This window comes from Bacillus luti, from assembly GCF_009739945.1.
Classification (GTDB): domain Bacteria; phylum Bacillota; class Bacilli; order Bacillales; family Bacillaceae_G; genus Bacillus_A; species Bacillus_A luti.
Genome location: NZ_CP040336.1, coordinates 1,700,778 through 1,713,868 on the forward strand (window position 1 = coordinate 1,700,778; position 13,091 = coordinate 1,713,868).

Sequence of the window (13,091 nt, forward strand, 5' to 3'; positions counted from 1 at the left end):
TTGTCTATGAAGTTAATGTGATTTTTCGTCATTAGTTTACTTTTTTCCTCTTTTTTCAAGGAGAAAAAGATAAAGAAGGCGAATTTTTGTAGGGGAGGGATGTACATGGAGAGATGGATAGGTGCAGCAGCTATATGTGTAAATGAAAGAAATGAAGTTTTAATGGTATTGCAAGGACAAAAGGGAGAAGAAAAAAGGTGGTCTGTCCCAAGTGGAGGACTTGAAAAAGGAGAAACACTAGAAGAATGTTGTATCCGAGAAGTTTGGGAGGAAACAGGTTATAGTGTGGAAGTTGTAAATAAAATATACGAAAAAGAAGGTATTACATATGGAATTCCCGTCTATGTTCATTATTACTTTGTAGAAAAAACAGGTGGTAATATGAACATACAAGACCCTGATGAGTTAATACATGAAATTGCTTGGAAAGGAATACGTGAAGTTGAAACATTATCGTTAGCTTTTCCAGAGGATTATGAGTTAATATGCCAATATATAAATAAAAAAGCAAGTATTTAAATACTTGCTTTTTAATGTATCCACGATAAGAAAAGCGGAACGATAACTAAACTAGCTCCTGCTGTTAAAAGCATGGATAAACTAGCAATTGTTCCTTCAACAGGACCGATTTCAAACGCTTTTGATGTACCTGTTCCATTTGCGCTTGTACCTAACATAATGCCTTTTGCGAGCGCAGTTTTAATGCGGCATATACGTATAAGAGATGGACCAAGCAATGCTCCTGTTAACGCAGTTAAAACGACAAATACTGCTGTTAATTGTGACATACCACCAATCATTTCTGAGATTGCCATTGCGATCGGTGTCGTTACAATGTGTGGGGCTAAACTATGTTCTAGTGTTGCATCGATTTGAAAAAAATTCGCTAGTAGTGCTGAAGTAATAACTGATAAAAATGAACCGACAATGACATTAAGTAAGATGGCTACGCCATGTTTCTTTAGTAAATCAAAGTATTTATAGATTGGCCATGCAAAAGCAACTGTTGCAGGTTTTAATAATTCTGTTAGCCATTGACCACCAGATTCATATGTTTCATAAGGTGTATCTAATCCAAGCAATAAAGCAATTAAAATAATGGGACAAACAAGAAGAGGAGAAAGTAAACTCCAATTCCAGCGCTGATATAATTTTTTTGATATCCAATATGTGAATAGTGTTAATAGTAAACAAAGAAAGCCGATCATTGTGTTGATCCTTTCCGCTTAAGTAGCAATTCTGTTAAAAGTCCTGTAACGAGAGTAACGCAAAGTGTACTAATCATAATAATCAAAATGAGATCGATTCCATATTGTGATAATGTATCTTTGTAGCGTATGACAGCGACTGCAGAAGGAATGAAAAATAAAATAAGTTCTTTTAATAAAAAATCAGCACCGTCTTGTATCCACTCTTTTTTAACTATGTTAAATTTTAATGAGATTAATAATAGGAAAATCCCGATTATACTTCCTGGAACTGGGAGGTGTGCCTGTTTTGCAATCCATTCACCTGTCCAAGCGAAACAAAATAGTAATAAAATTTGTCCGCTTAACTTCCACCATTTCATACAGTAACCACCTCTTTCTTTTTTTGCATAAAAATTGCAAAAAAGAATTAACAATTTCTACTATACGTTCATTCAAAAAATTTGTCTAATATATAAATTATGTGTTATTAATATATTAGATGTATTAATCGAAAGTGAAAAGGGTGTCCAAAATGGAATTACGGCATTTGCAATATTTTGTTGTAGTGGCAGAAGAGTTGCACTTTGGACGAGCAGCTGCTCGTTTACAAATGACACAACCACCGCTTAGTCAGCAAATTCAGCAATTAGAAAAAGAAATGGGAGTTATGTTATTTTCAAGAACAAAGAGAAAAGTTGAATTAACAGAAGCAGGAGAAATGTTTTTAAAAGAAGTGAAAAAAGCGTTTGAACAAATTGAAAAAGCAGTAGAAGTTGCACAAAGTGCACAAAGGGGAGAAGTAGGATCACTTTCAATTGGTTTTGTAGGAGCGGCGATATATGATATTTTACCATCTATCGTTAGGGAGTATAGAAAGAAATTTCCGAGAGTATCTGTTGCATTACATGAATTGTCTACGCCAGATCAAGTTCATGCACTTCATGATAATCGTATTGATATTGGCTTTTTACGTCCACCAATTTCAACGCAATTACTAGAATTAGAACCAATTCAAAAGTTGTCTTGTACTTTATGTTTACCAAAGGCACATCCGCTTGCAGAGAAAGATGAAATACATATAGAAGATTTACGAGATGAGCCATTTGTATTTATTACAAGACCAGTCTGGCCAGCATTGTACGATACAATTTTATCTCTTTGCAGAGAAGTTGGATTTAGTCCACGCATTGTACAAGAAGCAACAGAATATCAAACTGTTATGGGGCTTGTAGCAGCAGGGATTGGAATTACAGTCATACCTGTATCGGCAAATAAATTATATAAAACAGAAGTTGTATATAAAGAGCTATATGATTCTAATTTTGTGGCAGAAATGTCAGTGGCTTACAAAAAAATGAATAGCAATCCAGAGCTTTTAGAGTTTTTAAAAATTGCAAGAGAGAAGAAAAGAATAGAAGTAGAAGATGCGTAATAACAGTAACGGTTTAATTCAGATATATAAAAGTACACCTTGTTAAACAATAAAGCGGAAATGCACTAAATTGCATTTCCGCTTTATTGTACTTTTTTTAGCTCAATACTAAATAGATAAACGTGCTCATTTTCTTTTAAGAGTGCGTCAATACCTGTTTCTTCATCAATTGCATTTACGCTTACAGTTTCTTTACTTGATTGGATTACAGCAGCTAAAATTGTTTTTTGATTGTATCTTAAACTTTTTGCAGATTGAATTGTAGTAGTTGCAGAACTATTTACGTTTGGTGGCTCATCTTCAGGAACAAGCGTGGAACCACCGTCAATATTAATATACCATTGACCTTTTCCATGTATATTGTTATTCAATTGGAGATTTGGTGCTATGAAAGAAAGTTTTATTTTCTTTTCTACAAAATATGATGCAGCTATGTTCGCGATTTCTTTTACTTTTTTACCATTTTGATAATATTCAATTTTAGCCTGAAGTTCATCTTTATTATTTTTGATTGTAACATCATAAAACATTCTATTTCCTTCACCTATAGGAGTCATTTGTAAAATGTCAGATTGCTCTTTTGTTAACTTATGTGGTTTAACAGTGGAACCTTCACTATTTTTTAATGGATTACAACTAGTGAAAAGTAATAAAGAAAGAATAAACAGCAATTTCACACGCATATAACCCCTCCTTTTTACAATTGTAGTATATAAATGGAATTTTAACCATTTTATTTTCTAGGACTAAAGGCTTAGAAAAGATTCAGATTGTAGTGCGATGTTTAAAATGTCATATTTTTATACACTAGTAGTATAGAATGCGTATGTTATAAGGTAGGGGAAGAAATTTATGTCTTTATATCGGTTAGCGAGAAAAAATATAAGAAGATTTGCTGCCAAAAGGATGAAGCAATTTATGTGGATTGCTATGAGTACTATAATTTTATTTTTTATGGTATCGCTACAATTTAATGAAGTAGCCGTTGGGGAATTAGGGGATACACTTGTATTTCAAATGTGTTTTTACACGCTGTTTATCGTAGTCATTTTCATATGTATGTTTATTACATATAAAATGACTTATTCTCTTCTGCAAGTGAGGAAAGAAGAAGTTAAATCTTATGTAGCAGTGAATAGGAAGAGAAATGAAGTGCTATGTTTATTATGTCAGGAGCAATTATTTATTTATGGAACGGCGTTTGTTTTTGGATTAGTTAATGGGATGTTATTTTTAAAATTATTTACGATTATCTTTATGAAAATAGCAGGAATACAAGGGATAAATAGTGCACCGATTACAATATATGCAATAGTAGTAGTTAGTATAATTATGATCGTTATCCTTCTATTATCGATGGTGCAATGTTTTCGATTTGTTCAAAGTTTACAAGATAAAAATTCGTTTCATTTCAAGGAAAAGGCATGAGAAATCATGCCTTTTTCTATCATGCCTTTCGAGAGGACTCCCACCTCTAAACGTAAGTGAAGGTGATGAGGTGAATCGAAAGAAATATTTTATTTTCAAGAAAAAATAGGGAATATATGTTCTTTTTTGCTATAACATCCTTAACAAGGAGGTGAATAAAATGACAAAGGAAAATCCATCAAACTATAAAACTCTTCAAATCTGGATTAAAAAAGGGCATCGTATGTATTCTTATTTTCAAGAATGTTGTCATAACGCTAAGAATATGTACAACACTACAAACTTTTATATACGCCAGGTGTACACTGGATTAACACAAGAAAAAGAGTTGCAGCCTTTGCAAAAAGAAGTTTTGGATAATATTCATAAAAATATTGGTAAGATGAATGACACACAACTTCTTGCCTATCAGAAGAAATTGGAAAAAGAGAAATTAAAACCTAAAGAAGAACAGAAAGAGATTACATGTAATTTGTTTTCAGAACCTAATTTTGAAAAACCTTATGTAGATTACAACTTTCTAGATGCACTATTTAAGGCTATGATTCAAAATGATTATCGAGCTTTGCCTACGCAATGTAGCCAGTCAATCATGAAAGGTTTGTTCCAAAATTGGAAATCTTTTTTGCTAGTTTAAAAGACTATAAAAAGAATCCAAACAAATATGCTGGAACGCCTAGGATTCCAAAGTATATTCGTTCTTCTGAAAAAGAGATTCTGTATACAAACCAAGATTGCATCATTAAAAACGGTAGATTTTTAAAGTTTCCAAAGACGAAATTGCAATTAAATATTGGGAAACTAGGTTTCACTGAAGGTAAACTGAAACAAGTTCGTGTGATTCCAAAATACAATGAATATGTAGTGGAAATGGTAATTGATGTCCCTTCTGAACAACAAATTATTGAAGAGAATGCTCGTTATATGAGTATTGATTTAGGGATTGATAACCTTGCAACCATCGTAACAAACACAGGTATGAAACCTGTCCTTGTTAAGGGCAAACATGTCAAAAGCATAAATCAATATTACAACAAAATGAAGAGTCATTTTACAAGCATTCTTAGAAATGGAAAACAAACGAATGAAGGACCTTTTACTTCTAAAAGGATAGAAAAACTTCACCAAAAACGTTATTTGAAAATAAAAGACGTCTTCCATAAAGTTAGTCACCATATCGTAAAACTAGCTCAAGAAGAAGTTTGTAAAATCGTTATTGGTCAAAACAAAAGTTGGAAACAAGAAATGAATATGGGAAAAAGAAATAACCAATCGTTTTGTCATATCCCACATAGTTTATTGATTCAAATGATTACATACAAAGCAAATGCTGTAGGCATTCAAGTTGTTGTAACTGAAGAATCATATACATCGAAAGCAAGGTTTCTGGATAACGACTTCATTCCAACGTATGGAGAAAATGACCAAAATACAACTTTTTCAGGAAAACGAATAAAGCGCGGCATATATCGTTCAGCAAATAAAACGTTAATTCATGCAGATGTAAATGCTGCGGCTAACATTTTACGAAAAGTAATCCCAAATGCATGGACAAATGGGATAGAGGGGGTAGGCGTGAAACAGCTCGCTAATGTGTTAACTCCCCTGACGTTAATCGTCCGTTAGGTCGAAACGTTAGAAACCCCCACTTCAAGCTTTGCTAAGTGGGGGAGTGTTCATTTTACACATAAAAATAATCATGTTACAGTGTAAAGACCTGACAAAGAATGGGAAGGAAAGGTTGTATAGAATGACAAATGAACAAGGGATTGTAAAGGTTGAGCGGTTAACGAAGCGAATCGGTTCAAAGACACTTGTAGAAAATATTAGTTTCGAAGTTAAAAAAGGTGAAGTGGTTGGTTTGCTCGGACCAAATGGTGCTGGAAAAACGACTTTAATGAGAATGATGGTCGGCATGATTCGTATGACAGAGGGCGAAGTGTGGATTGACGGTCAATCTGTAAAACAGCAATTTGAAAGTACTGCCTCGAAAATCGGAGCAGTAATTGAGACACCGGAATTTTATCCGTTTTTGAGCGGCTATGAGAATTTAACATATTTTGGACGCATGAATGGTAACGTGACAGAAGAACGTATCGATGAAGTAGTGAAATTACTAGGGATGGGACAAGTAATCGATCGCAAAGTAAAAGCATATTCACTCGGCATGAGACAACGTTTAGGAATTGCTCAAGCGCTTATTCATGATCCAGATGTATTGATATTAGATGAACCAACGAATGGATTAGACCCTAGTGGAATACATGAAATGAGAATGTACATAAAGAAAATTGCACATGAACAAGGAAAAGCGGTACTGGTATCTAGTCATTTACTTTCAGAAGTTGAATTAATGTGTGACAGAGTTATCATTATTCAGCACGGAGAATATGTGGCGACGCAAAATATTCAGCATAATCAAAGTGAAGAGATGGAGACAATCCGTATACGTGTAGATGATGCGAATAAAGCGGCAGAAATGTTAGACCAAGATGTTTTAATAAAAGGTAATGATTTACTTATTAATGTAAAAGATGAAGAAATCCCAAATGTTATTCGGACATTGCTTGAGAAAAATGTTCAAGTGTATCGTGTATATGAAGAAAGAAAAACGTTAGAAGAGCAATTTTTAGAATTAACAGGGGGAAAAGATATTGTTTAATTTAGTGTATAACGAGTTGTATAAAATATTTAAGCGAAAGCGAACGATTATTCCCTTTGCAGTTATTGCAGTGTTAATAATCGGATTAGGATGGGTTACGGTAAAGTATTTAGAGCCGGAAACAAAAGGCTGGAAAGCAGATTATACAGAACGAACTGTAGAAATTGAGAAAAAGCTTGGCATGAAAAAAGAAGATATTTTAACAGAAAGATCAGGGGACGAGCTTGTAAAGGAATATCAGCTTAAAATGAAGTATTTAGATACAGATACAGCACCAGCAAGCAGTTCTCCACTTTCTTTCATGAGAGATACAGGTTTTATCGTATTTCCAATTTTGCTTCCATTTATCCTTGTTTATGCAAGTACAATTTTTGCGAATGAATATAGCTGGGGAACATATAAATTTTTAACGACCCGTCCAGCAAGTCGATTTAAAATTTTAACAGCAAAATTTTTAGCAATCGTGATCTTTGCAGCTTTATTGTTTATATTTAATATGATTTTCTCCGCTTTATGTGGACTTGTTATTTATAAATTCCAACAACCTGCATGGAGTGAGTTTATTTTCCAAGATGGCAGTATTATAAAACAAAATATTTTTGTAGAAGCAAGTAAGTATTATATTTTATCGTGGCTGCCAACTATTGTGTACGCAGCGTTTGCATTTATGATTTCTGTGCTAACAAGATCTAGCGGAGGCGCAATCGGTATTTCACTATTTCTTGCTTTATCAGGAAATATCGCGTTACTTCCAGCATCTAGATATGAATGGGCAAAATTTTTATTGCCAGCAAATACAAATTTATACGGTATTTCAAAAAGCGGAAGTTTTATTGATGGAGTAACATTCCCGTTTGCTTCCGGTATGCTACTACTTTATTTAGTCGTATTTTTAGGTATTTCTTATACTGTATTTTTAAAACGCGATTTAACTTAATAGAAAAGCCGTTAAGTGCATCCTTAACGGCTTTTCTTTATGTTAATTGCTTAAGCGCTTTTTCGGCTAATAAAGCGAAATATTTTGCGCTAATAGGCAATGCTTGTTCATCGATAGTGAACGAGGGATGGTGCCATTCATGTGTGCCACTTGTTCCCATAAAGACGAATGCTCCTGGTATGTGTTGCTGATAAAAAGAGAAATCTTCGCCAGCCATGGAAGGAGTAGGGGTAATCACGTCTAGTGACATTTCCTGTGCAGTTTGCCTACATAAATGAGTCAGACTTTTATCATTATGAACGGCAGGAGGACCTGAATGAAAATGGAATTCTGTTTTTACACCTAGTGCATCAGAAACGCCCTTAATAATACGTTCCATTAAGGCTGGGATTTTTTCACGTGTTTCAGCTTGGAAAGTACGAACCGTACCTTCTAATGTCGCTTTTTCAGGGATAACGTTCCACGTATTTCCTGAATGGATGTTTGTAACGCTAACAACTGCATTATGAGATGAACTTATATTTCGGCTTACAATAGTTTGTAGTGCCATAACAATTTGAGAGGATGCAACAATTGGATCTACGCCAGCATCGGGTACAGCTGCGTGTGTACCGACTCCATGGATTTCAATTTCGAATCGATCGACTCCAGCCATTAGTGGGCCATCCTTAATACCAATTGTACCTACTGGCAAATCAGGTTTATTATGCATGCCGAAAATAGCTTGTACATTTTGTAAATGTCCTGCATCAATAACTTTGCAAGCACCATTACTGCTCTCTTCAGCCGGCTGGAATATAAAGCGAACAGTTCCGTTTAGGGAAGATTCTCTTTCTTTTAATAAGAAGGCTGTACCTATAATAGCAGCTGTATGAAAATCATGCCCACAAGCGTGCATTTTACCGTGGATTTTTGAAGCATAGGATAAATTTGTTTCTTCCTGAATAGGAAGGGCATCAATATCAGCACGGATTGCTATAATTGGGCCGCTAGCATTCCCAGAGATTTCAGCGATAACGCCCGTTTCTAAACTAGAATTGATAATCGTAATGTTTTTCTCTTCTAACCAATTCTTTATGGCTTTCGTTGTTTCGAACTCTTCGTATGATAATTCTGGATTCTCATGTAAATTTCTACGAATAGAAATAAGTTGATCAGTTAACTGCTCTAGATTTGATGCCACTTATAATGCCTTCCTTCTTAAATAAAGTATTTACTATAAGTATACAATAATAAAAGAGAGGATTCTCAAATGAAAATCCTCTCTTTTTTATCCTGTAAAAGCTTTCGCTTTATGCGGCAACTTTTTTATGTGTATGATGTTTTTGATAACGACCACGCATTGCATATGCAATTTGCGGGATTGCAATACCGATTAAAATAAGTGATACACCGAACCATTGTGAAGATAATACAGCTTCTTTTAAAACGAATACAGACATGATTGTTGTAACTGGTAGTTCCGCTGCACCAAGAATAGTTGCTAAGCCAGAACCGATTTTTGGAATTCCGATTGTAAAGGCGATAGACGGGATAACGATACTAAATATCCCTAGTCCTAATCCGTATTTCCAAAGGCCTTGAGAAATAGCGCCGTTAAAAATAAATGTTGGCGGGAATACGATCATGACTAATGTTAAAGCACCAGCCATTAATAGTACACCACGTGGTAAGGAAGGAACCTCAACTGCTACTTTACCACTTACAAAAATATATGTTGCAAATGTAACAGCAGATAATAAACCTAAAATGATTCCAGTCATATCGAAATCACCTGCTGATTTCTCTAATAAACCACTTGATAAGAATGTACCTATAAGTAAGAGAATAACCGAAATTACTTTTTCTCTTGAAGGTAACGTTTTTGTTGCTACGGCCTCAATGATAATTCCGACCCAAACGAATTGGAATAAAAGAATAATTGCAATAGATGCTGGTACTGTTTTTAATGAAGCATAATAAAAGATTCCAGTGAAGCTTGCTGATGTTCCTGCAACGAATAAAAGTAACGCTTGTTTTAATGGAACGCGGTGTCTAGAAAATAGAAGTGTAATAGTAAGCAAAATAATCCAACCGAACAAATATTGGCTGCCAATTACCTCTCCAAGTGAAAAACCTTCTGCATACGCAAGTTTAACAAAAATAGCTAAAATTCCATAACTACACGCTCCTAATAAAACTAATAGAGAATAACGAAGCATGAAAAATTCCTCCTATCTATATGAAATAGTTCCGTATCGAAAATATATAACTAGAGGGAAGTATACAAAATTAAAAATGAGGGGTCAAATGAAAGAAAAGTGCGACATTTTATAGAATAATAATAAAAGTATGATATTTATGCATAATCTTGAAATTAATAATAATAGAAGTATTGTAAAAACGGCATTGTATTGTATAAAGATAGCATTTTAAAAAAATATTTTTTATTAATATGTTTGTAGACATAATTGCAACGTGCTAATCAGTTGAGAAACTACGTTACCTTTGTTATGTTAATAATAATTAGAGGAGTTTCTTAATCTAGGTGAAAAGTTTCTATTATAATAGAAGGAAATGAAAACGTTTTTTTAGAAACTGTGTGAAAGGATAGTTTTTCTTATTGTCACGTTGGAAAAGTGATTTCACGAATTGTTCATAGTATTTTTATTTGTTTTTGCTACAATATGTAAGGAGAGGAGTGGAACAATGCAAGATATTAGTATTTTTTTAGCGTTTGGCGCCGGTTTCTTATCATTTATTTCCCCGTGTTGCTTACCGCTTTATCCGGCATTTTTATCGTACATAACAGGTATGTCGGTTTCTGAGTTGAAAGAAGAAAATGCAATGCTTCGCAAAAGAAGTATGATACATACAGCGTTTTTCTTACTTGGATTTTCAATTATATTTATTGCGATTGGATTTGGTACAAGCTTTATCGGGGGTATTTTTACGGATTATAAAGATTTAATTAGACAGTTAGGTGGTATATTTATCATCGTGTTCGGTTTAATTATCGTCGGTGTGTTTAAGCCGAAGTTTTTAATGCAAGACCGTAAATTTACATTTAAGAATCGCCCGAGTGGTTATTTTGGATCAGTATTAATTGGATTGGCGTTTGCCGCAGGATGGACTCCTTGTACTGGACCTATTTTAGTGTCCGTAATTGGATTAGCAGCAACGAACCCAGAGTCTGCAATGATTTATATGATTGCATACATACTTGGATTCGCTATCCCATTCTTCGTACTATCATTCTTTATTACGAAAATGTCTTGGATTAAAAGAAATAGTATGAAGTTCATGAAAATCGGGGGATACGTTATGATTGTCATGGGTGTCTTCTTATACTTTAATTGGATGACGAAAATTATTGTATATTTCTCAAGTTTATTTGGTGGTTTTACCGGTTTTTAGTATTATTCTGTGAAAATGTTGGAAATACTAACGGAAAAGCATATAATGAAAGTATATTTTGCATATAGCCACAAAAAAGGATGAGAAAATATGAACATAGTTGTTTTATCAAGTATCGTTGCTGTCTGTATGGCTGTTGGTGCGATGTTTATTCGTTTAAAAGCAGCTAAAAAACCTGCAACCTTGAAAAAAATTATACTTCCACCATTTTTTATGAGTACGGGAGCATTAATGTATGTTTTTCCAGAATTTCGATTAACTCCAGCAGAAATGTTAGAAGCAATTGGTGTTGGTTTATTTTTCTCTATTTTTCTTATTAAAACATCTAAATTTGAAATTAGAGGACAAGAGATTTATTTGAAGCGTTCAAAAGCATTTGTTTTTATATTAATTGGATTACTTGTCGTGCGGATTGTATTTAAAACATACTTAAGTCAATCTCTTGATTTAGGACAACTCAGTGGCATGTTCTTCTTGCTCGCGTTCGCAATGATTGTGTCATGGAGAATTGCGATGTACCGTTCCTTTACGAAATTACAGAAGGAAATGGAAAAAGAAGATGGTTTTTATAATGAAAAAGATATGAAACTAACTTAACAACTGTATATGTATGAAATAAAAAGACAGCGTTTTTGACGCTGTCTTTTTATTTTTATTTATAGTGTTAACACCCTCCGTCCCAGCCGCGACGTACAAAACGTGTACCATTAAAAAAGCAATTTAAATTTGGAGAGACGAATGGACCGATAAACGGAATGATGTTTGGTTCCGAAGTTTCATCAACAGGAATCGGTGGTTTAGTAGGATCTGGTCTGAGCGTATAGCGAATGCGAGCGGTATTGCGAATGAGACCGTCTCGTGGCTCTGCTGTTACTTGAACGATAAATTGGACGACAACGGATTCACCTGGATTAACAGTTCCAATGGTGATACCAATATTTGGAATAATTTCAGGGTGTGGTACTCCATTTAATGTTACTGAATTTGGATAGAAAGTAACTTCAGATGGTAGGACGTCGGTAATGAGTACATTATTTGCTGGTATAGTGCCATTGTTTCTAAAGGTAAGTGTGTACGTTATGAAATCCCCAAGCTGAACGCTATTTACATTTGCGGTTTTAATAAATGTGTTTGGTACATTAGGGTTTACTTCTATCGTAATTGGTGGTGTTGTTGTCGTTGTTGTGACAGGTGGTCTAGTAGGGTCAGGTTGGGAAGTGAAAGTAACATTTGCAGTATTTGTAATCGTTCCATTCGGCGGTAATGTAATAACCTGTACTTGGAATGAAATAGTTACTAATTCTAATGGATTCAGTGTTCCGACTGGAATTCCTGTGGATGGATTCGTATTTGGAACTGGGATGTTATTAATGGTGACACTGTTTGGAATGAATGAAGTACCTGTCGGTAGTGAGTCTGTAACGGAAATGTTTGTAATAGGAATCGTACCTTCGTTTTGGAATGTGACAGTAAACGTAATTGTATCACCTACGGAAACGACATTTTTATCAGAAGTTTTTATCGGATTAATAGTCCCGACGTTTACAGGAGTAATTGTAGTAGGTGTAGGTGTAGTAACAGATACAGGTGGTTTAGTAGGATCTGGTTGATATTCGAATGAAACGGTACCTTGGTTTTGAATTTTTCCGCTTGGTGGAATCGAAGTAACTAGAACGCGGAAAGAAATCGTTGCTGATTCAGAAGGAGTAAGTGTTGGGATAGGGATGCCTGCTGCTGGGTTTGCGGTTGGCTGAAGTACATTGTTAATGGTGACACTATTTTGAATGAATGAAGTACCGACAGGAATTGTATCCGTTACAAGTATATTATTGGCAGAAACAGTACCTGTATTTTGGAGAGAAATTGTATACGGTGCGAGACGTTCTCGAGTAAGTAATGCGGGAGCATAGGCGACAACGAGGACTATTCTTAATTGTAGAAACATCGAAAACAATAAAGAGTAGGATAACTGTTCAGGCGAGTGAGAGGAATGAAGGAGTAACGCCCCGAAACTCTCCCAGTGAGATTCCCAACTGCATACACTCG

At 34.7% G+C, this 13,091-nt stretch carries 12 protein-coding genes and 3 pseudogenes; 9 read left to right on the forward strand and 6 right to left on the reverse strand.

All coding sequences use genetic code 11. The features are described from left to right. The first annotated feature begins 99 nt into the window (after window positions 1-99). The gene (locus EUC40_RS08780; RefSeq protein ID WP_116758444.1) at window positions 100-519 is read left to right on the forward strand and encodes an NUDIX hydrolase; all 420 of its coding nucleotides are present in this window, start codon (window positions 100-102) and stop codon (window positions 517-519) included. Between the two features lie 11 nt (window positions 520-530). Here EUC40_RS08780 and EUC40_RS08785 read toward each other — a convergent pair whose 3' ends face one another. Both EUC40_RS08785 and EUC40_RS08790 read right to left on the reverse strand, forming a co-directional pair. Further along, the gene (locus EUC40_RS08785) at window positions 531-1,208 is read right to left on the reverse strand and encodes an LrgB family protein (RefSeq protein ID WP_000578950.1); all 678 of its coding nucleotides are present in this window, start codon (window positions 1,206-1,208) and stop codon (window positions 531-533) included. Then, entirely contained in the window at window positions 1,205-1,570 is a 366-nt protein-coding gene (locus EUC40_RS08790; protein WP_071709668.1) for a CidA/LrgA family holin-like protein, read from the reverse strand. The genes EUC40_RS08785 and EUC40_RS08790 overlap by 4 nt, the downstream gene beginning before the upstream one ends. A 152-nt stretch (window positions 1,571-1,722) precedes the next feature. Here EUC40_RS08790 and alsR point away from each other — a divergent pair, with 152 nt between their 5' ends. Beyond that, a complete protein-coding gene (gene alsR / locus EUC40_RS08795) occupies window positions 1,723-2,622 on the forward strand; it encodes an acetoin biosynthesis transcriptional regulator AlsR (protein WP_000423232.1) in 900 nt (299 codons plus the stop codon). Between the two features lie 83 nt (window positions 2,623-2,705). On the opposite strand, the gene EUC40_RS08800 is transcribed toward alsR, so the two are convergent. Beyond that, window positions 2,706-3,305, reverse strand: coding sequence for a histidine kinase (locus EUC40_RS08800; protein ID WP_156574485.1), 600 nt, complete (start codon window positions 3,303-3,305; stop codon window positions 2,706-2,708). 169 nt (window positions 3,306-3,474) lie between these two features. Between EUC40_RS08800 and EUC40_RS08805 the strand changes: the two genes are divergently transcribed. From EUC40_RS08805 to EUC40_RS08820, 4 genes and pseudogenes are all read left to right on the forward strand, one after another. Further along, window positions 3,475-4,050, forward strand: coding sequence for an FtsX-like permease family protein (locus EUC40_RS08805; protein WP_156574487.1), 576 nt, complete (start codon window positions 3,475-3,477; stop codon window positions 4,048-4,050). 160 nt (window positions 4,051-4,210) lie between these two features. Continuing rightward, window positions 4,211-5,676: pseudogene (locus EUC40_RS08810) on the forward strand (RNA-guided endonuclease InsQ/TnpB family protein). Between the two features lie 124 nt (window positions 5,677-5,800). Next, window positions 5,801-6,712, forward strand: coding sequence for an ABC transporter ATP-binding protein (locus EUC40_RS08815; protein ID WP_071711325.1), 912 nt, complete (start codon window positions 5,801-5,803; stop codon window positions 6,710-6,712). Next, window positions 6,705-7,649, forward strand: a complete 945-nt coding sequence (locus tag EUC40_RS08820; RefSeq protein WP_151628384.1) for an ABC transporter permease — start codon at window positions 6,705-6,707, stop codon at window positions 7,647-7,649. Before EUC40_RS08815 ends, EUC40_RS08820 begins: the two co-directional genes overlap by 8 nt. Before the next feature lie 37 nt (window positions 7,650-7,686). Here the strand turns inward: EUC40_RS08820 and EUC40_RS08825 are convergent, their stop codons facing one another. After that, window positions 7,687-8,832, reverse strand: a complete 1,146-nt coding sequence (locus EUC40_RS08825) for a M20 peptidase aminoacylase family protein (RefSeq protein ID WP_156574489.1) — start codon at window positions 8,830-8,832, stop codon at window positions 7,687-7,689. A 109-nt stretch (window positions 8,833-8,941) separates the two neighbouring features. Further along, window positions 8,942-9,850, reverse strand: coding sequence for an EamA family transporter (locus EUC40_RS08830; protein ID WP_071711328.1), 909 nt, complete (start codon window positions 9,848-9,850; stop codon window positions 8,942-8,944). Between the two features lie 339 nt (window positions 9,851-10,189). Here EUC40_RS08830 and EUC40_RS27490 point away from each other — a divergent pair. The 3 genes and pseudogenes from EUC40_RS27490 to EUC40_RS08840 all read left to right on the forward strand — a co-directional run bounded on the left by EUC40_RS27490 (window position 10,190) and on the right by EUC40_RS08840 (window position 11,642). Further along, a pseudogene (locus tag EUC40_RS27490) lies at window positions 10,190-10,321 on the forward strand (peptidase T). Between the two features lie 16 nt (window positions 10,322-10,337). Further along, window positions 10,338-11,045 (forward strand): cytochrome c-type biogenesis protein CcdA, encoded by a 708-nt coding sequence (ccdA, locus tag EUC40_RS08835; protein ID WP_071711329.1) that lies wholly within the window; start codon window positions 10,338-10,340, stop codon window positions 11,043-11,045. A gap of 90 nt (window positions 11,046-11,135) precedes the next feature. Beyond that, window positions 11,136-11,642, forward strand: coding sequence for a CcdC family protein (locus tag EUC40_RS08840; RefSeq protein ID WP_001028639.1), 507 nt, complete (start codon window positions 11,136-11,138; stop codon window positions 11,640-11,642). Between the two features lie 67 nt (window positions 11,643-11,709). On the opposite strand, the pseudogene EUC40_RS08845 reads toward EUC40_RS08840, so the two are convergent. Continuing rightward, window positions 11,710-12,918 (reverse strand): annotated as a pseudogene (locus EUC40_RS08845) (COG1361 family protein); the annotation flags it as partial. Between the last annotated feature and the right edge of the window lie 173 nt (window positions 12,919-13,091).

Coding starts and splice junctions, on each gene's coding strand:
- EUC40_RS08780 (WP_116758444.1), top strand. CDS start 100: ATGTACATGGAGAGATGGATAGGTGCAGCAGCTATATGTGTAAATGAA.
- EUC40_RS08785 (WP_000578950.1), bottom strand. CDS start 1,208: ATGATCGGCTTTCTTTGTTTACTATTAACACTATTCACATATTGGATA.
- EUC40_RS08790 (WP_071709668.1), bottom strand. CDS start 1,570: ATGAAATGGTGGAAGTTAAGCGGACAAATTTTATTACTATTTTGTTTC.
- alsR (WP_000423232.1), top strand. CDS start 1,723: ATGGAATTACGGCATTTGCAATATTTTGTTGTAGTGGCAGAAGAGTTG.
- EUC40_RS08800 (WP_156574485.1), bottom strand. CDS start 3,305: ATGCGTGTGAAATTGCTGTTTATTCTTTCTTTATTACTTTTCACTAGT.
- EUC40_RS08805 (WP_156574487.1), top strand. CDS start 3,475: ATGTCTTTATATCGGTTAGCGAGAAAAAATATAAGAAGATTTGCTGCC.
- EUC40_RS08815 (WP_071711325.1), top strand. CDS start 5,801: ATGACAAATGAACAAGGGATTGTAAAGGTTGAGCGGTTAACGAAGCGA.
- EUC40_RS08830 (WP_071711328.1), bottom strand. CDS start 9,850: ATGCTTCGTTATTCTCTATTAGTTTTATTAGGAGCGTGTAGTTATGGA.
- ccdA (WP_071711329.1), top strand. CDS start 10,338: ATGCAAGATATTAGTATTTTTTTAGCGTTTGGCGCCGGTTTCTTATCA.
- EUC40_RS08840 (WP_001028639.1), top strand. CDS start 11,136: ATGAACATAGTTGTTTTATCAAGTATCGTTGCTGTCTGTATGGCTGTT.